This is a genomic window from Halorussus sp. MSC15.2 (assembly GCF_010747475.1).
Lineage (GTDB): Archaea > Halobacteriota > Halobacteria > Halobacteriales > Haladaptataceae > Halorussus.
Map to the genome: position 1 here is coordinate 72531 of NZ_VSLZ01000002.1, position 17986 is coordinate 90516.

The window sequence follows — 17986 nt, forward strand, 5'->3', positions numbered from 1 at the left end:
GCAACACACTTGGGACGATAGTTCCAAACGTCCGTACATGGCCACTGCAACCGCGAAGCGCCGGGTCAAGGATAACCCGCGGGCCGCCACCGCGGTCCTCTCGATACTCGGATACGTGCTCGTCCTCGGGACGTTCGCCGGACTCATCCCCATCTACCCGGAGATATCCCGAAGCACCGTGGACTTACTGAGCCACGCCATCGCGGTCGTCAACACCGTCGCGCTCACGTCGCTCCTGCTCGGGTGGCGCTGGATTCGCCGCGGCGAGGTCCGCAAGCACCGCGCCGCGATGCTGACCGCGTTCGTGATGATTCTGACCTTCCTCGCGCTCTATCTCGTGAAGATAGGCGGGGGCGGCGAGAAGTCAATCGCGGTCGAGGGACTGGTTTACTACGCCTACCTCGTGATGCTGGCGATACACATCGCTCTCTCGGTAATCGCCGTGCCCGTGGTCGTCTACGCCGTGGTCCTCGGACTGACCCACACGCCCGCGGAACTCCGGAACACGCCCCACGCCAGAGTCGGGCGCTGGGCGGCGGGAGCGTGGGGACTCAGCCTCGCGCTCGGCATCGTCACCTACCTGATGTTGAACCACGTCTACGGAGTCGACGAGTACATGGCCGCGCTCGTTCCCCTCGTACTCGTTCGGCGACGATGAGCGACCGGCGAACCGAACCGTCGATTCGAACGCAGGTCGCCGACGCGCTCGGGGTCGGGGTCGAATCTGCCACCGAACTCGACGGCGGCGAGGTCGGACGCGTCGAACGAGTGTCGCTCGCCGACGGCCGGACCGTGGCGGCCAAGACCGGCGAGACGCCCCTCGACGTCGAGGCGTTCATGCTCTCGGTTCTCGCCGACCGCGGCCTACCGGTTCCGGAAGTACTCCACTGGAGCGACGACCTGCTGGTGATGGAGTACGTCGAGGGCGACGGCGAGTTCACCCCGGCCGCCGAACGCGACGTGGCTCGGCACCTCGCCGCGCTCCACGAGCGACGACCGAGGGAGTCCAGCGGAGAGATGCGGGACGCCGCGGACGGTCGGTTCGGCTTTCCGCGCGACACCCTGACCGGACCGTATCGGCAACCCAACTCGTGGACCGAGTCGTGGGTGGCGTTCTTCCGGGACCGCCGTCTCCGCCACTTCGCCGGGATGGCCGCCGAAGCGGGCGTCCTCTCCCCGGAACTCGCCGACCGCATCGACGCGCTCGCCGCGGACCTCGACTCGTGGCTCCCCGATTCTCCGGCGCCCTCGTTGCTCCACGGCGACGCGTGGGCGAACAACATCGTCGTGCGCGACGGCCGCGTCCGGGCGTTCCTCGACCCGGCGTCGTCGTTCGGCCACGCGGAGGTCGAACTCGCCTACGTCGATTTCGTCGGGTCGTTCGGCGACGCTTTCTTCGAGACCTACCGCGACGAGCGCGGTATCGACGCCGGGTTCGAGGAGGGTCGCCGGGATGTGTACCAACTCGTGCCGCTACTCGAACATCTGCTCTACTTCGAAGACGACGGATACGCCGCGGGAATCCGGCAGCGACTAACCGAACTCGGCTACTGACCGACGGCCGGTGCGGCCGGCCGTACCGCTGGGTCTAAGGGACGTGACGGCGGATTGTCACTCGTGACCGACGAGTGGACGTTTCGGACGGCGACGGGGACCGCGACCGCCACCGACGGCGAACTCCGCGTCTCGGGGTCGGTTCGGCGAGTGGTCGTCGAGAAGTGGCGCGACGGCTGGGAGCGCAACGACCGGGACCGGCGGTTGCTGTTCGTCGTCTCGGTTCTCGGTTCCGGAGGGTTCGTGGCTCGTACGATTGCGAGCGCCCGCGACGTGCTGACGGGGAACGCCGACGCGCTGTCGCTGTTGGTTCTCGCCTGCGCCGCCTTCATCGTCGGTCTAGTGGCGTACCGGGACGTCCGGAATCGGACGGTTTCTCTGCGACAGGTCGAGGCGGTCCGACGTGTGGACGAAGACGAACTCCGAGTCGTGTGCGAGGGCGACCGTGACGACCTCGAAATCGAGACCCCGACGGAGGCCGACGCCGACGAGGCGGTCGAGATACTCCGCCTCCGCGGGGTCTCGGTCGGAGAGACCGCGGATACGGACGACGACCCCGGGTTCCGAGAGCGCCTCCGCGCGAAAATCGAGTGAGACGACCGACAAGCCACGGTCTCGGCGGTCGGTCTTGTTCTGCAGAAGGCGAGGCGCGCGTTCCGTGACGGTTCGAGGTCAGTCCGTCCGCGGAATCGCGTAGGTCCCCGCGGCGAAGAAGACCACCGTGAGGACCGCCAGCACCGCGAGGTTGGACTCCCACCCGGCGAGCGCCGCCTCCGCGAGCGGTTCCGCGCCCGACGCCGACATTCGGTAGGTCAGTTCCCGAACGCCGCGCGCGAAGTAGGTCAGCGGCGAGAGGTTCATCGCGGGTCGGAACCACGCCGGGAGCAGGCCGGGCGTGACGAAGGTGTCCGAGAGGAACAGCAGCGGCAGCGCGATGGTGTTGCTCGCGGCGATGACGCCGTCTTGGGAGTCGGCGAGTCCGCCGAGGACCGCGCCGAGACCGCAGAACAGCGCGACCGCGAATCCGACGAACGCCGCCACCAGCGCGAGGTTCGCCGGGCCGAGCGCGAGCGACGCCGTCCCCGTCACCAGCGCCATCAGTCCGAGGATGAGCAGACCGGCGATGCCGATGATGGCGACGTTGACCAGCGTGTGGGCCAGGAGCCACTCGGCGCGCGACAGCGGCGTCGTCGCCAGTTTCTCGAAGCGGTTGCCCTCGCGGTGGCGTGCGACCTCCGACCCCACTCGCGAGAGCGGTGTGAAGAGGACGACCACGGCGAGATACCCCGGCAGGTAGTAGCCCGGCGGTTCCGCGAACAGTCCGCCGCCGGTCGGGTTCGTCTGGACCAGCACCGCGAAGATGAGGATGAGGATGACCGGGAAGAAGAACGTGAAGAACACCGCGGTCCGCCGCCGGACGAACGAGCGCCACGCCGCACTCGCTTCCGACCGGACCCGGCCGGTGGCGCTCATCGCTCGCCCCCCGCGAAGGCGGGTTCGCCCTCGCGGTTGGTCCCGACCGAGATGCCTTCCCCGCCCGCGACCGACTTCCCGGTCACCCGGAGGAAGGCGTCTTCGAGCGTGGGTTGCTTCCACGCCAGCGACTCGTAGGCGACCCCGCGGTCGTTCAGCGCCGAAACCACGTCGCCGATGTCCTCGGGTTCGACCCCACCGACGACCAGTCGGCCCTCGCTCGACTCGACTTCGAAGTCGGTCCCGGCGAAGGCGTCGGCGACCGCACTCACGTCGGCGTCGGTCTCGACCACGATTCGCGTCCGGCCGCCGTGTTCGGCCACGAGCGCCGACGGGGACCCCGCCGCGGCGACTTCGCCGTCGGCGAGCAGTGCCACCCGGTCGGCGAGTCGCTCGGCCTCCGCCATGTAGTGGGTCGTCAGGAAGACGGTCGTCCCGCGGTCGGCCAACTCCTCTATGAGCGACCAGAGCGCCCGCCGCCCGGCCGGGTCGATGCCCGTGGTCGGTTCGTCGAGGAACAGCAGGTCGGGGTCGTTGACCAGCGCCGTACCGACGCAAGCGCGGCGTCGCTGGCCGCCAGAGAGGTTCTCGTACCACGTCTCGTCGGCGTCCGCCATCCCGACCTCCGCGAGGACCGCCTCCGGGTCGCGGGCCTCGTCGTAGAGTCCGGCGTAGTACTCGACCAGTTCGCGCGCGGTCAGTCGCTCCGGCGGGTCGAACGCCTGCGGGAGGAGTCCCAGACGCTGGGGGTCGGCCGACTCCGGGTCGGTCCCGAACACCGACACCGACCCCGAGTCCGGGTCGGTCGTCCCGGTCAGCGCCCGGACGAGGGTGGTCTTGCCCGCGCCGTTAGGACCGATGAGCGCGAACACCTCGCCCTCGCCGACCGACAGCGACACGCCGGCCAGCGCCGCGGTGTCGCCGTAGGTCTTCCGGAGGTCCTCGGCGACCAGTACGTCGTTCATGGTCCGGGATTGTGGCGGTTCGCTGGTAAGCGGTTCGATTCCGACGCCAGTAGGTATTTGTGTCATCGGTCGGATACGGCCGATATGACCGACGCCACCGACCGCTTTCGGAGGGAAGTCGAGACCAGAATCGCCGCCGAGTTCGGGTCGGAACGCGACGCCGAACGAGTCGCCGACGCGGCGGTTCGACTCCGGGAGTCCGAGGGCGTCGAGTGGAGTCCGCCGTTCGTCGCCGAGCGTATGGCCGACGCGCCCGGCGACCGGAGCGTCCCCGAGAAGTGGAACTGGTTGCTCGGATACGTCGGCACTGAGGTCGAGAATATCGACGAGTACAGACTGCGCGGCGGACCGTGATTTACGGCCCTCGAACGCCCAGATTCACTCGTCCAGTAGGTCCTCCTTGCGACGCTGGAACTCCTCCTCGTCGATGAGTCCGCGCGACTTGGCGTCGCCGAGTCGTTCGAGTCGGTCGCGCAGACTCTGGGGTTCGTCCGGCGACGCCGACCCGCCACCCCCGGTGTCGGGCGACTCGGCTTTGGAACGGTAGGTCACGTACTCGGCGGCGCGGGCCACGTCGTCGGCGTCGAGTGCGGCCGGAAGCCAGAGGAAGTACTTGGCGTCCGCGACCGCGAGGTCGATGCGGTGGCGTCGAACTCCGTCACGCGAGCGAACGCCGACGATATCGCCGTAGGGGAGACTCACCGACTCGTCTCCACCCTCGACGCCCAACTGGAGGTACACCCGGCGGTCGGTGAACAGGTAGACGCCGCCCCGTTCGGGGGTCACGGTGGACTCCGGGTCGTCGAACCCGACGCCCTCGTCGCCGCACTCGAAGCAGAACTCGGGTTCCTCGCCGGCGACGAGGCGGGTCACGAGCGCCGATTCGAGGTCACTGACGGCGTCGGCCGTCCCCGCCAGTCGGTCGGCCGTGACCGACGGGTGGTCGGCGCGGTCGGCGAGCATCGACGCGAACCGTCGGTCGTCGCCGGTCGGTGACATGACTGTCAGACGAACGTCTGACGCGAACCCGGTTATACTTGCCGACTATTATCACGGAAAATAACTCGCATCAGCGCGCCGTCAGAATCGACCGCCGACGGTGGGCCGCCACCGCAACAGCGCGACGGTCAGGACGAACGCGAGTGTCCCGAGCGTGTACGACCATTCGCTGGCCGCGGCCGCCACCCCGGTTCCGGTCCCCGCCACTCCGGCCGCGAGCGTGGCGACGACCGGCCACGCGCAACTGACGCAGGAGACCAACCCGACGAGACCCGACACCGCCGACCCCGCCGTGTCCAGCACTGTGTCGTAGACGAGATACGCGAGGGTCAGGTAGCCCACGAGTTTGTACGGCATCAGCGAGAGGTTCACCGCCGACCCGGTGTAGAGGACGGCGGGACCCCATCCCGGCGGGAGCCACGCGATTCGCCACCCGAGGGCGTGGCTCCCGCCGGGTTCGACGAGACCGCCGACGTACGCCAGCAGGAGGAAGTAGCCGACCGCCACGGCCGCACCGATGGAGCGAGTGCGCCGCGAGTCGGCCACCGGGTCGGCCCGCAGCAGCGCCCACGCGCTGACGTTTATCCAGACGAACGGGAAGACGAGGAAGCGCCACTCGGTCACCGTCACGTCCGCGAGCAACAGATACGCGAACGTCAGGACGAGTTCGGTGTTGACCAGCAGGCCGGTCCACAGCAGGGCGTCGCGACTCGGCCGAAGTCGGTCCAGCGAGAGGTCGAGAGTCCGTGTCATAGTTGGTCGTTTCGGGTGTCAGAACACGAGCGCGTCCACGACGACCGCGAGCAACAGCGCGCCGAGGTACGCGTTCGAGGCGTGGAACGACCGGAACGCCGCCTGCTCGGTTCGCTCGTGGTGGAGGCGGACGACCGCCCACAGGAAGAGCGCGCCGAACGCGACGCTGGTCCCTGCGTAGACCAGTCCGAGCGTCGTGACCGCGGAGAGCAGACCCGCCGCGAGCAGGGTCGCACCGAGGTAGAGCAGAATGTGCTTGCGGGTGACCGCCTCGCCTCGGACCACGGGCATCATCGGGAACCCGCCGCGGGCGTAGTCGTCCTTGTACGCCAGCGCGAGGTTGTAGAAGTGAGCGGGGGTCCAGAGGAAGATGACGCCCGCCAGCACGACTGCGGGCAGGCCGATTCTGCCCGTGACGGCGGCCCCGCCGATGAGCGCCGGGAGCGCCCCGGCGAAACCGCCGATGACCGTGTTCTGGACGGTGTTGGGCTTGAGCAACAGCGTGTAGATGACGCTGTAGAACAGGATGGCGAACATCCCCAGCGCGGCCGCCAACACGTTCACCGTCAGGAACGCACCCAGTGAGAGCGCGACCAGCAGGACGCCGAACGCCACGGCGTTCCGGACCGGAATCTGGTCGGTCGCCGCGGGGCGGTCTGCGGTCCGGTTCATCTTCTTGTCCACGTCGCGTTCGAGGACGTGATTGAAGGTCCCCGACGCGCCGATGGAGAGGACGCCGCCCGTGAGAGTGGCGACCACCGTCTCGACCTGTAGGGCCGACGACGACCCGGCAGCGAGCGCCATCGCCGCCGACGCGACGAGACAGAGCAGCCACATCAGTCGGGGCTTCATCAGTCGGAAGTAGGCGAACCCGGTCCGCTTGGCTCGCGCGAGGAGGCCGTCGGGTCGGGCCGCGGTCGGTGCCGGAGACGGTTCGTGCGCGTCGGGTACCTCCTCGGGGTCCTCGACACCGGTGGGTTCGTCGAACGTCTCGGGTTCGAGCGTCCACGCGAGCGCGACGACGATGCCGCCGAAGATGGCCATGCCGACGACGAGGTGGACCGCCGACAGCAGGGCGGGCGTGGCGGTGGTCGCCGCGAACGCGCCGAGTCCGACCTGCGCCGGGTAGAGGACCGCCGAGGTGGTGAGCGCGGCCCGGACTCTCCCTTCGGTGTCCGTCGCCCACGCGAGGGCGGTCGTCGCCGCGAGCGCGAGGGCGACGCCGAGCGCGGCGACCCGGTGGCCCCACGCGACTGCGAGTTTCGGCCGGTCCAGCGGGACCAGCCAGCGACCGTGACACGCGGGCCACGTCGGGCAGGCGGCAGCGGCGTCGGTCAGTGCCGTGGTCGCACCGACGACCACCAGCAGGTAGACGCCGATGGCGGTGCCAGCGAGCATCGAGACGAACCGACGAGATGGGTGTCCGGTCACGCGAATCTCCTAGCTAACGTTGCGGACTCGTCGTATTTAGAAGAACCGAATCGAGGGGAACGCAGACCGTCTAACCCGCTGACCCGAACAGGGAAGTCAGTAGGTATTTATGAGTCTCGTCCTAATTCGCAACCAGCATGAGTTCAAAGCGGACAGCGTTCGCAACGCTACTGGGGGTCGCGGCGCTCGCCCTGTTCGCGGACCCGGTACTTGCGCAGGGATACGACTCCACCACGGAGGCGCTGATACAGTCGCTGAACACCCAGCTGCTGTACATGGCGATTCCCATCACGGTGCTGGTCGAGGGCATCCTCATCTACACCGTGTGGAAGTACCGCAACAACGACGACCCCAAACCGACCAAGGAGAACCGCCGCCTCGAAATCTCGTGGACCATCGCCACGGCGCTGGTCCTGCTGGTCGTCGGCTACGCCTCCTACGGCGTGATGGCCAACGAGTACGTCTCGCAGGCGAGTGGCGAAATCGAACCCGAAAACTCGAACGCCGTGACGGTAGACGTCTACGGCCAGAAGTACCTCTGGGAGTACAACTACACCGGCCAGAACGTCACGACGACGGGCACTCTCGTCCTGCCGAAGGGGAAGGACGTCATCCTCAGGATAACCTCGCGGGACTGGCTCCACTCCTTCCACGTCCCCGAACTCGGACTGAAACAGGACGCGCTCCCCGGACAGTACGAGACCATCAAGACGAAACCGACCGAGACGGGAACCTATCAACTCTACTGCGCCGAGTACTGCGGCGTCGGTCACTCCAAGATGCTCGGTGAAGTTCGTATCGTGAGCCAGCAGGAGTACCAGAACTGGCTCGACGAACAGCAGGGCAACAGTTCGAGCTAACTCGCGTTCCCCGCTTTTTCCGCCCGGCACCGACCGCCTAGCCGCGTCGTCGCCGAGCGCGTGCGAACCACCCCCACGGGACCACACGATTTTTCGACAAGGTGTTCGAACCGTCCCGGTATGCCGACGCCCCCGGACTGGACTGCCGACCCGCCGCCGACCCGCCGCGAACCCGTCACCGAGGAGTTCCACGGAACCGAAGTCGCCGACCCCTACCGATGGCTGGAGCGCGACGACGAGGCGGTCCGCGAGTGGACCGCCGCGCAGAACGAGTACGCCGACACGCTCCTCGCCGCACCCGTGCGGGACCGCCTCCGGTCGGAGATGCGCTCGCTGACCGCTGTCTCGGAGTACGGTACCGTCGAGGCCGCGAACGGCCGGTACTTCCGGACCGTCCGCGACCCCGGCGACGACCACGCGCGACTCGTGGTCAGTGAGTCCCCGGACGGCGACTGGACGCGACTCGTGGACCCCGACGAGACCGGAGACGCGCCCACCCGCTCGATGGCGTGGTTCCTGCCAGCACCGGACGGCGAACACGTCGCCTACGGCGTCGCGGGCGGCGACGAGCGCGTGGACATTCGCGTCGCGAGCGTACCCGACGGCGAGGACGTGGCCGTGTTGGACGACTGCGGGCGGGTCAGTCGCGCGTTCGTGGGATACGACCCCGCGAGTCCCGGCACGGTCGCGTGGGACGCCGACAGCGAGGGGTTGTACTACGTCGCCACCGAACCGGCGTCGGGCGGCGGTACCGAGACGGAACTGCGCCGCTGGCGCTTCGACGGGAGCGAGGAGGTCCTCTTCGCTCCGGACGACCCGGACGGGTGGCCGCTGGTCAGGACCGACCCCGCCTCCGGGACGCTGGCGGTGGCGGTCCACGACGCGTCGGGCACCGACTGGTGGGTCCGGGCGGACGGCGAGTTCCGGCCCGTCCTCACCGACAGCGACGCCGAGACGTTCGCGGTGTTCGGCGACGGACGCGTCTTCGTTCAGACCGACCACGAGGCCCCCCGCAAGCGCGTGGTGGCCTGCTCGCTGTCGCGGTTCCGCGCGGGCGACCTCTCGCTGGCCGACTGCGAGACAATCCTCCCCGAGCGAGAGGCGGTCCTCCAGTCGGTCGCCGCGACGCCCGACTCCCTCGTCGCCCAGTACTCCGAGGACGCCTGCGCCCGCCTCGCGGTCTACGACCACGAGGGCGGCCACCGCCGGGACCTCCCACTTCCGGAGTTCTCGTCGGTGTCGAAACTCCGGACCGACTCCGATGCCGAGGCGGCGTTCTATCTGGTCGAAGGCTTCGACCGGCCGCCGACGCTGGTCCGCGCCGACCTCGGGACGGGCGACCGCCGGGAACTGGCGAGCGTCGAGGTGGCGACGCCCGACGACCTCGTGGTTCGCCGGACGTTCGTGGAGTCGTCGGGCGGCGTCGAGGTGCCGGTGTTCGTCTGCCACCGAGCGAGCGTCGAGTGCGACGGCGATAACCCGGCGGTGCTCCACGGCTACGGCGGGTTCCGCTCCAGCAGGCCGCCGGACTTCGACCGGTTCCGACTGCCGTTTCTCGCGGACGGCGGCGTGTACGCGCGCGTCTGTGCGCGCGGCGGTCACGAGTACGGCGAGGAGTGGCACGAGGACGGGATGGGCGCGGCGAAACGGCACACCTTCGACGACTTCGTTGCGGCGGGCGAGTACCTCTGTTCGGCGGGGTACACCAGTCCCGACCGACTCGCGGTCACCGGACGGTCGAACGGCGGTCTGTCGGTCGGCGCGGTCGTGACTCGGCGACCGGACCTCTGGGCCGCGGCGCGGTGTTCGGTACCGCTACTGGACCTGCTCCGGTTCCACCGATTGGGGATGGGCGCGGCGTGGACGCCCGAGTACGGCGACCCGGACGACCCCGAGGCGTTCGACTACCTCCGGGCGTACTCGCCGTACCACGACGTCGAGGAGGGCGTCGAGTATCCGCCGGTCCTGTTCGCGACCGGCGAGAGCGACACGCGCGTCCACCCGGGTCACGCCCGGAAGATGGCCGCTCGGATGCAGGCGGAGGCCGACGGCGGCCCGTTCCTCCTGCGGACGACCGCCGACGCCGGTCACGGCGGCGGCGAGACCGCCGAGACCGTTGCGACAGAGCAGACCGACAAGTGGACGTTCCTCTACGAGGCGCTGGGAGTGGACGAGTAAAAAGGACGGAACCGCTCAGACCGTGATTTCCGCGCCGGCGTACAGCACGACGACGAGGAATATCCAGACTGCGTCCACGAAGTGCCAGTACATCGAGACCGTCGTGACCGAGACGTGGCGGTCGGCGGAGTACTGTCCGTAGAGCGCGCGGACGAACACGATGCCGATGAGGACCGCGCCCATCGAGACGTGGAGTCCGTGCAGGCCGGTCAGGCCGTAGAACGCGGACGCGAAGATGCCCGAGGTGAGGGTGAAGCCCTCGTGCTGGATGAACTCGTAGTACTCCAGCACCTGCCCGCCGATGAAGACGACGCCGAGCAGGAGCGTGGCCGCGAGACCGACGAGGAAGTTCTTCCGGTTACCCTTCCGGAGTTCGACGTGGCCCCAGTGGAGCGTGAAACTCGACAGTATCAGGAGTGCGGTGTTGATGAGGACCAGCGACCCGAGCAGGTGCGGGAGTCCCTCGGTGGACCAAGTGCCGACGCGGATGAAGAAGTAGTAGACGAACCCGGCGCTGAACGTGGCTATCTCCGAACCGAGGAACAGCGTCATTCCCCATCTGAGCGCGCTGTCGCCGTGGCCGTCACTCGACCAGAACGCCTTGACGAAGGCGTGGTAGACCCACCCGTACAGGCCCGCGAGGAACAGGCCGACCGACCCGATGAAGACGACGGGACCGAAGATTGGGTCGACTATCGGTTGCTGGCCCTGCGCGAGCAGGAACAGTGCGGCCCCGACGTAGATGCCCGCACCGCCGAGGGCGGTGACGAAGGGCCACCAACTCGCCTCGCCGAACCCTCGCGGCCAGTCTTCGACGGCCGGAAGGTGATGGCCGTGCTCTTCCGTTGAATCGTCCGCTACTGTCATACGAGACGATTGCGGGTCGAATAGTAAAAAGGCACCTGAACGCGTCCGCGAAGCGAGTGGACTCCGGCGGTATTTCCGGAGCTAACGTGTCTCCGTTCTGGACCGATAGCGTATCGAACGTCCCGCCAGAGGCTACCCCTCGCGACGTACGCAGAACGCCCCAGGATGTGGGCGACCCCGGTCCGCGGAGTCGCGCCTGCGGCTATCGCTCGACTTCCGGGTCGTCGACGACCTGCTGGCGCTGTCGTTCGAGCGACTCGGGCGTCCGCGCGTAGACGTGTTCGAAAATGTCGTCCACGTCGAGACCTGTTCGGTCCTTGACGCCCTCGACGGCGTCGGCGACCCGGTCGTCGGCCCACGAGCGGAGTTGGCGCTCGTCCTCGTCGGTCCAGTCGTGAGTCTCCGCGAGATACTCCCGAGTCCGTTCGACCGGGTCCTCCTTCCGCCACTCCTCGACCTCCTCGTCGTCGCGGTACTTCGACGGGTCGTCGGTGGTCGTGTGGGCACCCCGCCGGTAGGTGACGGCTTCGATGAGTCGGGGACCCTCGCCGTCTTTCGCGGCTTCGAGCGCGTCTTCGACCGCGCCGTACACTGCCAGCACGTCGTTGCCGTCCACGCGGACGCCCTCGAACCCGTAGGCGTCGGCCTTCTGGGCGATGGTCGCGGAGGCAGTCTGGCGCTCGCGGGGCACCGAAATGGCCCACTGGTTGTTCTGGCAGAAGAACACCGTCGGCGTCTCGAACACGCCCGCGAAGTTCATCCCCTCGTGGAAGTCGCCTTCGCTGGTCGCGCCGTCGCCGAAACTCACCAGCGTGGCGCAGTCGTCGCCCCGGTAGTCTGCCGCCATGCTCGTCCCGACCGCGTGGGGGAGTTGGGTGGCGATGGGTATCGTCGGCGGGAAGGTCCGGAGTCCGTCGGGGTCCTCGCGGTCCACGTAGTTGCCCTCCCCGAGCAGGTATACCAACACGTCTTCGAGGTCGAGACCACGCGTCAGATACATCGCGTGGTCGCGGTACGTCGGGAAGCAGTAGTCCGACTCCGAGAGCGCGTAGGCCGCGCCGACCTGCGCGGCCTCCTGTCCTTGGAGGGGCGCGTACGTTCCGATGCGTCCCTGCCGGTGGAGTTTTACCGCCTTCTCGTCGAACGTCCGGGCGAGTACCTGTAGCCGGTACAGGTCGGTTACCGCCGACGCCGAGAGGTCGGGGTCCGTCCGTTCGTCGATGGTACCGTCCGGGTCGACCACGCGGGTAACGTCTGGTGCCTGTATTGCCATTGTCGTCAATCACCGACCGTCTGTTAGAAAATGAACATCCAGCGTTATAAAGTATCGTTGGGCAACTGAAATGCCGAAAATCGGTCACGAGATTTAAAAGCAGAGTTGCGATTCGTCTACGCGAAGCCCTCAGAACCGCCCGTCGAGTGACGAATCGTCGGAACTTTCGATTCGAAAAGCTTACGCCGCCGCCGGAGTCATGCGGTGGTATGACACAGTGGATAGGTCGGACGTTCACCAGCGACGCTGGATGGAACCACTTGGAGGAACTCGTGGACATCGGCGACCGTATGGCGGGAACTGACGGCGAGCGAGAGGCCGCCGAGTCCACTCGGGACGCGCTCGAACGCGTCGGCGCGCGGGACGCCCGAATCGAGGAGTTCGACGTGCAGGGCTGGACTCGCGGCGACAGCGAGATTCGGGCGGGCGACGGCGTTCAGTCGTCCATCGCGCTCCCGCGAAGCCCCGACGCGACCGCGGCGGGCGAACTCGTGGACCTCGGCTACGGCCTGCCCGAGGACTTCGAGGAGACCGACATCGAGGGGAAGGTCGTGATGGCCGCCTCGAACGTCCCCGACTACTACGACCGGTTCATCCACCGACGCGAGAAGTACTACTACGCCGTCGAGGGCGGCGCGGCCGCGTTCGTCTTCCGCAACCACGTCGAAGGCTGTCTCCCGCCGACCGGAAGCGTCGGAACCGACGAGGACCCCATCGGCGACGTCCCCGCGGTGGGCGTCTCGAAGGAGGTCGGGTCCCGACTCTCGCGGCGCTGGGAGGGCGAGGAGGTCGAGGTGGCGGTGGACGCGGACGTCTACGACGCGACGAGCCAGAACGTCCACGCCGAACTCGGCCCCGACACCGACGAGGAAGTCCTCGTCACGAGCCACGTGGACGCCCACGACATCGCGGAGGGCGCCATGGACAACGGCGCGGGCACCGCGATGGTCGTGGAGATGGCCCGCGCGCTCGCGGAGCGCGAGGACGAACTCGACACGAAGATTCACTTCGTCGCGTACGGTGCCGAGGAGGTCGGTCTCGTCGGGTCGAACGTCGACGCCGAGAACCGCGACCTCGACTCTATCGCGGCCATCGTCAACAACGACGGCGTGGTCCGCGGGCGCACGCTCTCGTTCTACACCCACGGGTTCGACGCGCTGGCGGACGCGGCCGAGGAGGTGGGTGACGACCTCGGCCACCCCGTGAAGACGATTCCCGAGCAGGGTCCCCACAGCGACCACTGGCCCTACGTCGAGTGGGGCGTCCCCGGCTACCACGTCATGAGCGAGACCGGCGACGAGGGCCGCGGGTGGGGCCACACCTACGCGGACACGCTCGACAAACTCGAAGTCCGGGACCTCCGCGAGCAGGCGATTCTGCTGACCGAACTGACCGTCCGTCTCGCTGGCGAGGAGTTCGAAGCCGAACGCAAGGACCCAGAGGAGATTGCCGCGGCGCTCGAAGCCGAGGACCAAGCCGAAGGCATGAAGATAATCGGCGACTGGCCCTACGACGAGTAGCGCCAGCCGAACCGCCGGCTTTCTTTCGCACGGAGCGCGACCGACGACCGCGACCGGCGGGTTCTCAGGACCGCCGCCGACCCTCCGCGACCGACGTTGCGGAGTCGGAACCCGGTCTACCGTACCGCGGTCGTCCGACTCCGTACCCTTTTCACGGATGGCGCTCCAAGGGCAGTTCGATGGGTAGCGCGAACGTCGAGGGGGTCGGAAGCGTATGACGCTCGGAATCGTGGGCGAGAGTGCGCTCGCGGACTGGATTCGCGACGCCGCCGAACCCGAGGCGGACGTGGCTCACGCCTCGGCGAGCGAAGTCGTCGCCGCCGACCCCGAGTCGGTCGTCGCGGTTGGCGAGTCGGCCCTGCTCGCGGTCGGCCGCGAAGGTCCGGACGCGCCCGTCCTCCCCGTGAACGCCGGTCCCGGCTACGGCGGCGTCTCGCTCGACGCGAGCGACTCCGACATCAGCGGCGACGATTCGGACTCCACGGACAGCTCGACCCCGACGAAGGCCGAACGAGAGCGACTGTCGAGCGCGCTCGACGCCCTGCTCGCGCGGGAGTTCGAGACCGACTCGCGGACGCTCCTCGCGGTCACGGTCGACGGCGAGCGCGTAGGTCCCGCGCTGGCAGACGTGATGCTGGTCACCGCCGAACCCGCGCGAATCTCCGAATACGCCGTCCGCTCCCGCGGGGAACGGGTAGCTCGATTCCGCGCGGACGGCGTGGTCGTCTCGACGCCGACCGGAAGCCACGGGTACGGTCGGAGCGCGGGCGGTCCCCTGCTCGAACCCGGGTCGGGCGTCGTCGGCGTCGTCCCGGTCGCCCCGTTCGCCGTGAACGTGGACCACTGGGTACTGTCGGCCGACCGGCCGGTGACGCTGACGGTCGAACGTGACGAGGGCGAGGTCTCGCTGCTGCTCGACGACCGAACGGTCCGCCGCGTCTCACCGCATACGGCCGTCGAGGTGGTCGAAGACGGGTCGCTCGACGTGGTCCGAGTGACCGAGAGTCGCCCCTTCTTCGAGCGGTAGTCGGCGGGTCGTGGGCGAACGCGACGTTGGTTACGGAAAGCGACCGACGGACTCGGAAATCAAGGTTTAATACGCCGCCTTCCCGATTATCGGGTATGGAACCGCTGTCACTGCTCGGACCGATTGACACGCTCTTCGCGGACGTCATCGAGTACGTGGTGTTCGCCCTCGTGTTGGTCAACATGGGCACGCGCTGGTGGGCGTACCGCGACTACCGAAAGCAAGCACGGAGCGACGAGTACGACGAGGAACTCGACCGTAACGTGCTCCACGAGGTGTCGAACGTCGTCCTCGTCCTCGGGTCGTTCTACCTGCTCACGCTCCACCACCACGCCGGTATCGTCCTCTCGACGCTCGTCCTCGGACTGTTCATCACGGACTTCTTCGAGTTCGAGGCCAAGGAGGTCGAACTCCGTCAGGACGAGAACCTCTCCAGCCCCAAAGGCTCGGTGACCGCCTCGTTCGTGGTGTTCCTCTACGCGGGCTATATCAGTCTGTTCTACGTCATCGAACCGCTCTGGAACTCCGTCGTCTGACGGCCGCGGTCGTTTTTCTCGCTCGGCTCTCGGTTCGAGCGCCGTCGCCGTTCGCGGCGCTCCGACGGTAGGCCGATGTCGCTCTCGTCAGGGTGACTTGCACTCGTCGTGAAGCCGGTTCATTCACCATCGTGGACCGCGGCACTCGTCGGCGAGGTGCGTCTACGTGCTCCGCTTTCTGACGTCGTTACCACGCGAGTCGGGCGACGCGTCGGTTCCAAAAGAGCATCAACAGGACGAACGACTGCAGGCGTTCGAGCGCCGGACCGGAAACTCGGACGGGTCGGTCTCGCTATCGCTCGCGGACCAAGGACGAGAGACGGACGAGTGCCGTCGCTCCAACGCAGGCGTCGAAAGGAAGAGGCGACTGTCGGTTCTACGCGGACGATTTCCGGAGCTCTTCGACGACCGGGATGACGACCCAGAACGTCAGGACGCCGACGACCACGAACCAGAACATCACTTCCCGGAGCATGATGGCGGCCTGCCCGTACGCATCGAGGTTACCGGGAATCTCGCCGACGAGTTGCGCGTCCTCGAAGCCCGGCGTGGTGAACCATCCCGACAGTACCATCCAGATGAGACCGCCACCCGTCAGGATACCGAATCCCTTTGCGAATTCGTCAGCCATTGTTCGATTGTTCGTCGGCGTCGTCTTTAGGTTTTCCCATTCCTTCGGCGCGGAACCGGGTCGCGAAGGCGTATATCGTCGCGCCCCCGGCTATCATCGCCACGCCGAGGACGGCGAGAGGCAGGTCTATCTCCGAGAGGGAGAGTTCCGCGCGCTGGGTCGCCGTGTCGAGCACGATGAACCCGCCCACGACGAACGCCACCGCGAACATGGTCGAGAACACGGTGACGACCTTGTACAGTCGGAGCGGCACCTCGACTTCGCGAGCGCCAGACTCCCCACCGGCGTCGGTGTCGTTGGTACGTGAATCCATGAAAAGAGAACCCTCGGCGTTACTTCGGCGGTCGGAGCCGATAGTACCGCCGGTTAAGGTCGAACATGTACCCCTCGCGCATCGACCGCAGGACGGCGTACGTGATGGTCCCGACGACGATGGGCAGGAGGAACGCGAGGTCGAACAGCAGGTGCGAGTCGATGGGGATGAGGTTCTTGATGGACACCGCGCTGATGGTCCACGCGAACGTGAACCCTGCCATCCCGACTGCGGCCCAGAACGGCTGCTCGACAGGACGGCGCGCGCTCCCCTTGTTCAGGAACGGCACCATGGCGATGAACCCGACCACGATGATGTTGGCGATGACGCCGTACGTCCGGTCGGCCGTCAGCTTCTGGCCGCCAAGAATCGCCAGTTCGGGGTTGAGCGGACCGAGCTTCAGTAGCCCGAACGACCAGTAGAGGTACCAGTCGGGCAGGATGACCGCCGGGGTCGAACTCGGGTCGGCGGGTGCCCCGAGGTGGGGCGGGAGCGTCGCCGCCAAGAAGATAATCATCCCGACGAAGAAACTCGTCAGCGAGAGGTTTCGAATCATCTCGTGGGGCCACACCGGGAACGCCAGCACGTCGCGCTCGACGTAACTGGACTCCTGTCGGAGGTCTTGGTCCTCGCGGCGTGCGCGCTCGAAGTACTCGTACGTCAACCGCGAGAGACCCTCGGTGCGCTGCTTGCGCTCGCTCCACGTCGGGGTCTCGTCGTCCGGCGGAACGATACCCGTTCCACCGCCGTCGGTCTGTGCTTCTCCGCTGCCGTCGGTTTTCGTTTGTTCGTCAGACATGGTTTAGTGGGGTTCCGCGATGCCCTGAATCCACACGATGGCGATGTGGACCGCGATGAGCGTCGTGACGACGAACGGGAGCAGGAACACGTGCATGATGTACATGCGCTGGAGCGTCGCCGCTCCCGGGCTGAACCCGCCGAACACCAACTGTGCGACCCATTCGCCGATGAGCGGTATCGAGAGGCTCATCTCGACGCCAATCTGACTGGCCCAGAACGCTAGCTGGTCCCAGGTGAGCAGGTATCCGGAGTAACCGAACACCATCGTCAGACTGATGAGGATGATACCGAGTATCCAGTTCAGTTCGCGGGGTTCCTTGTACGCTCCGGTGAAGTACACGCGGAGCATGTGGAGGAACACCGCCGCCACCATGACCTGCGCGGCCCATCGGTGGATGGACCGGAGCATGAACCCGAAGTTCAAGTCGGTCATGATGAACACCAACTGGTTGTACGCTAACGACGCGTCGCCCGTCGCCGAAACCGTTCCCGGGGCGTAGTAGAACCCGAGCAACGCGCCACTCAGCGCCGCGACGACGTAGGCGATGGTCGAGAAGCTACCGAGCGCGTACAGCGGGTACCAGTACCAGAACTTGTTGTCGAGGTTGTACTGCTCGGTGTGGCTCTTCGGCATCTGCATGTTGACCCTGTAGTAGAGGGTCTCCAGTATCTCGAGGTAGTCCACGATGCGGAAGCGCTTGTCCATCCAGATGAGCGCCGTCAGGAACGTCGTCTCTACCGGCGTGAGTTCCTTCTTCTGCATCCACTCGCCGTGGTCGTATTCGTCTTTGCGTTCGATACTCAT

20 protein-coding genes are annotated in these 17986 nt (G+C 67.2%); 9 read left to right on the forward strand and 11 right to left on the reverse strand.

Translation table 11 applies throughout. The features are described 5' to 3' along the window. Window positions 1-37: 37 nt before the first annotated feature. The 3 genes from FXF75_RS07530 (at window position 38) to FXF75_RS07540 (ending at window position 2148) form a co-directional block, all read left to right on the forward strand. Window positions 38-658 carry a DUF420 domain-containing protein gene (locus FXF75_RS07530; protein ID WP_163521283.1) on the forward strand — a complete coding sequence of 207 codons (621 nt, stop codon included), beginning with the start codon at window positions 38-40 and terminating at the stop codon, window positions 656-658. Then, entirely contained in the window at window positions 655-1554 is a 900-nt protein-coding gene (locus FXF75_RS07535; protein WP_163521285.1) for a fructosamine kinase family protein, read from the forward strand. The genes FXF75_RS07530 and FXF75_RS07535 overlap by 4 nt, the downstream gene beginning before the upstream one ends. 63 nt (window positions 1555-1617) lie before the next feature. Further along, the gene (locus FXF75_RS07540) at window positions 1618-2148 is read left to right on the forward strand and encodes a hypothetical protein (protein ID WP_163521287.1); all 531 of its coding nucleotides are present in this window, start codon (window positions 1618-1620) and stop codon (window positions 2146-2148) included. A 78-nt stretch (window positions 2149-2226) separates the two neighbouring features. On the opposite strand, the gene FXF75_RS07545 is transcribed toward FXF75_RS07540, so the two are convergent. Together FXF75_RS07545 and FXF75_RS07550 are read right to left on the reverse strand one after the other, a co-directional pair. Further along, complete coding sequence (locus FXF75_RS07545; protein WP_163521289.1) at window positions 2227-3027, reverse strand: ABC transporter permease; 801 nt, start codon at window positions 3025-3027, stop codon at window positions 2227-2229. Then, window positions 3024-3992 (reverse strand): ABC transporter ATP-binding protein, encoded by a 969-nt coding sequence (locus FXF75_RS07550; RefSeq protein WP_163521292.1) that lies wholly within the window; start codon window positions 3990-3992, stop codon window positions 3024-3026. The genes FXF75_RS07545 and FXF75_RS07550 overlap by 4 nt, the downstream gene beginning before the upstream one ends. 84 nt (window positions 3993-4076) lie before the next feature. On the opposite strand from FXF75_RS07550, the gene FXF75_RS07555 reads away from it, so the two are divergent. Beyond that, window positions 4077-4346 (forward strand): hypothetical protein, encoded by a 270-nt coding sequence (locus FXF75_RS07555; RefSeq protein WP_163521293.1) that lies wholly within the window; start codon window positions 4077-4079, stop codon window positions 4344-4346. 24 nt (window positions 4347-4370) lie between these two features. Here the strand turns inward: FXF75_RS07555 and FXF75_RS07560 are convergent, their stop codons facing one another. The 3 genes from FXF75_RS07560 to cyoE all read right to left on the reverse strand — a co-directional run bounded on the left by FXF75_RS07560 (window position 4371) and on the right by cyoE (window position 7142). Then, complete coding sequence (locus tag FXF75_RS07560; RefSeq protein WP_163521295.1) at window positions 4371-4991, reverse strand: SHOCT domain-containing protein; 621 nt, start codon at window positions 4989-4991, stop codon at window positions 4371-4373. A gap of 81 nt (window positions 4992-5072) precedes the next feature. Next, the gene (locus FXF75_RS07565; protein WP_163521297.1) at window positions 5073-5744 is read right to left on the reverse strand and encodes a hypothetical protein; all 672 of its coding nucleotides are present in this window, start codon (window positions 5742-5744) and stop codon (window positions 5073-5075) included. 18 nt (window positions 5745-5762) lie between these two features. Beyond that, the gene (gene cyoE, locus FXF75_RS07570) at window positions 5763-7142 is read right to left on the reverse strand and encodes a heme o synthase (RefSeq protein ID WP_163521953.1); all 1380 of its coding nucleotides are present in this window, start codon (window positions 7140-7142) and stop codon (window positions 5763-5765) included. A 170-nt stretch (window positions 7143-7312) separates the two neighbouring features. Between cyoE and coxB the strand changes: the two genes are divergently transcribed. Next, the gene (coxB, locus tag FXF75_RS07575) at window positions 7313-8035 is read left to right on the forward strand and encodes a cytochrome c oxidase subunit II (protein ID WP_163521300.1); all 723 of its coding nucleotides are present in this window, start codon (window positions 7313-7315) and stop codon (window positions 8033-8035) included. 120 nt (window positions 8036-8155) lie between these two features. Continuing rightward, on the forward strand, window positions 8156-10213 hold the full coding sequence (locus FXF75_RS07580; protein ID WP_163521301.1) for a prolyl oligopeptidase family protein: 2058 nt from the start codon (window positions 8156-8158) through the stop codon (window positions 10211-10213). 15 nt (window positions 10214-10228) lie between these two features. Here FXF75_RS07580 and FXF75_RS07585 read toward each other — a convergent pair whose 3' ends face one another. Together FXF75_RS07585 and pdhA are read right to left on the reverse strand one after the other, a co-directional pair. Further along, on the reverse strand, window positions 10229-11080 hold the full coding sequence (locus FXF75_RS07585) for a heme-copper oxidase subunit III (protein ID WP_163521302.1): 852 nt from the start codon (window positions 11078-11080) through the stop codon (window positions 10229-10231). Between the two features lie 202 nt (window positions 11081-11282). Next, on the reverse strand, window positions 11283-12362 hold the full coding sequence (gene pdhA / locus FXF75_RS07590) for a pyruvate dehydrogenase (acetyl-transferring) E1 component subunit alpha (RefSeq protein ID WP_375335531.1): 1080 nt from the start codon (window positions 12360-12362) through the stop codon (window positions 11283-11285). Window positions 12363-12562: 200 nt separating this feature from the next. On the opposite strand from pdhA, the gene FXF75_RS07595 reads away from it, so the two are divergent. The 3 genes from FXF75_RS07595 (at window position 12563) to FXF75_RS07605 (ending at window position 15436) form a co-directional block, all read left to right on the forward strand. Continuing rightward, complete coding sequence (locus FXF75_RS07595; RefSeq protein WP_163521304.1) at window positions 12563-13873, forward strand: M28 family peptidase; 1311 nt, start codon at window positions 12563-12565, stop codon at window positions 13871-13873. A 214-nt stretch (window positions 13874-14087) separates the two neighbouring features. Beyond that, window positions 14088-14900 (forward strand): NAD(+)/NADH kinase, encoded by an 813-nt coding sequence (locus tag FXF75_RS07600; RefSeq protein ID WP_163521305.1) that lies wholly within the window; start codon window positions 14088-14090, stop codon window positions 14898-14900. A 95-nt stretch (window positions 14901-14995) separates the two neighbouring features. Next, on the forward strand, window positions 14996-15436 hold the full coding sequence (locus tag FXF75_RS07605) for a hypothetical protein (RefSeq protein ID WP_163521306.1): 441 nt from the start codon (window positions 14996-14998) through the stop codon (window positions 15434-15436). Between the two features lie 376 nt (window positions 15437-15812). On the opposite strand, the gene FXF75_RS07610 is transcribed toward FXF75_RS07605, so the two are convergent. From FXF75_RS07610 to FXF75_RS07625, 4 genes are read right to left on the reverse strand one after another with little or no spacing between them, the layout of a single operon-like run. Next, window positions 15813-16067, reverse strand: coding sequence for a hypothetical protein (locus FXF75_RS07610; RefSeq protein ID WP_163521307.1), 255 nt, complete (start codon window positions 16065-16067; stop codon window positions 15813-15815). Beyond that, the gene (locus FXF75_RS07615; RefSeq protein ID WP_163521308.1) at window positions 16060-16380 is read right to left on the reverse strand and encodes a hypothetical protein; all 321 of its coding nucleotides are present in this window, start codon (window positions 16378-16380) and stop codon (window positions 16060-16062) included. Before FXF75_RS07615 ends, FXF75_RS07610 begins: the two co-directional genes overlap by 8 nt. A 19-nt stretch (window positions 16381-16399) precedes the next feature. Beyond that, window positions 16400-17179: a cytochrome bc complex cytochrome b subunit gene (locus tag FXF75_RS07620; protein WP_163521309.1), complete on the reverse strand. Its 780-nt coding sequence runs from the start codon at window positions 17177-17179 to the stop codon at window positions 16400-16402. A 3-nt stretch (window positions 17180-17182) separates the two neighbouring features. Then, on the reverse strand, window positions 17183-17986 hold the full coding sequence (locus tag FXF75_RS07625; protein WP_163521310.1) for a cytochrome bc complex cytochrome b subunit: 804 nt from the start codon (window positions 17984-17986) through the stop codon (window positions 17183-17185).

What these genes read in the sequence shown, in the direction of transcription:
- FXF75_RS07530 (WP_163521283.1), top strand. Translation starts at nt 38, where the DNA reads ATGGCCACTGCAACCGCGAAGCGCCGGGTCAAGGATAACCCGCGGGCC.
- FXF75_RS07535 (WP_163521285.1), top strand. Translation starts at nt 655, where the DNA reads ATGAGCGACCGGCGAACCGAACCGTCGATTCGAACGCAGGTCGCCGAC.
- FXF75_RS07545 (WP_163521289.1), bottom strand. Translation starts at nt 3,027, where the DNA reads ATGAGCGCCACCGGCCGGGTCCGGTCGGAAGCGAGTGCGGCGTGGCGC.
- FXF75_RS07550 (WP_163521292.1), bottom strand. Translation starts at nt 3,992, where the DNA reads ATGAACGACGTACTGGTCGCCGAGGACCTCCGGAAGACCTACGGCGAC.
- FXF75_RS07555 (WP_163521293.1), top strand. Translation starts at nt 4,077, where the DNA reads ATGACCGACGCCACCGACCGCTTTCGGAGGGAAGTCGAGACCAGAATC.
- FXF75_RS07560 (WP_163521295.1), bottom strand. Translation starts at nt 4,991, where the DNA reads ATGTCACCGACCGGCGACGACCGACGGTTCGCGTCGATGCTCGCCGAC.
- FXF75_RS07565 (WP_163521297.1), bottom strand. Translation starts at nt 5,744, where the DNA reads ATGACACGGACTCTCGACCTCTCGCTGGACCGACTTCGGCCGAGTCGC.
- cyoE (WP_163521953.1), bottom strand. Translation starts at nt 7,142, where the DNA reads ATGCTCGCTGGCACCGCCATCGGCGTCTACCTGCTGGTGGTCGTCGGT.
- coxB (WP_163521300.1), top strand. Translation starts at nt 7,313, where the DNA reads ATGAGTTCAAAGCGGACAGCGTTCGCAACGCTACTGGGGGTCGCGGCG.
- FXF75_RS07580 (WP_163521301.1), top strand. Translation starts at nt 8,156, where the DNA reads ATGCCGACGCCCCCGGACTGGACTGCCGACCCGCCGCCGACCCGCCGC.
- FXF75_RS07585 (WP_163521302.1), bottom strand. Translation starts at nt 11,080, where the DNA reads ATGACAGTAGCGGACGATTCAACGGAAGAGCACGGCCATCACCTTCCG.
- FXF75_RS07595 (WP_163521304.1), top strand. Translation starts at nt 12,563, where the DNA reads ATGACACAGTGGATAGGTCGGACGTTCACCAGCGACGCTGGATGGAAC.
- FXF75_RS07600 (WP_163521305.1), top strand. Translation starts at nt 14,088, where the DNA reads ATGACGCTCGGAATCGTGGGCGAGAGTGCGCTCGCGGACTGGATTCGC.
- FXF75_RS07605 (WP_163521306.1), top strand. Translation starts at nt 14,996, where the DNA reads ATGGAACCGCTGTCACTGCTCGGACCGATTGACACGCTCTTCGCGGAC.
- FXF75_RS07610 (WP_163521307.1), bottom strand. Translation starts at nt 16,067, where the DNA reads ATGGCTGACGAATTCGCAAAGGGATTCGGTATCCTGACGGGTGGCGGT.
- FXF75_RS07615 (WP_163521308.1), bottom strand. Translation starts at nt 16,380, where the DNA reads ATGGATTCACGTACCAACGACACCGACGCCGGTGGGGAGTCTGGCGCT.
- FXF75_RS07620 (WP_163521309.1), bottom strand. Translation starts at nt 17,179, where the DNA reads ATGTCTGACGAACAAACGAAAACCGACGGCAGCGGAGAAGCACAGACC.
- FXF75_RS07625 (WP_163521310.1), bottom strand. Translation starts at nt 17,986, where the DNA reads ATGAGTATCGAACGCAAAGACGAATACGACCACGGCGAGTGGATGCAG.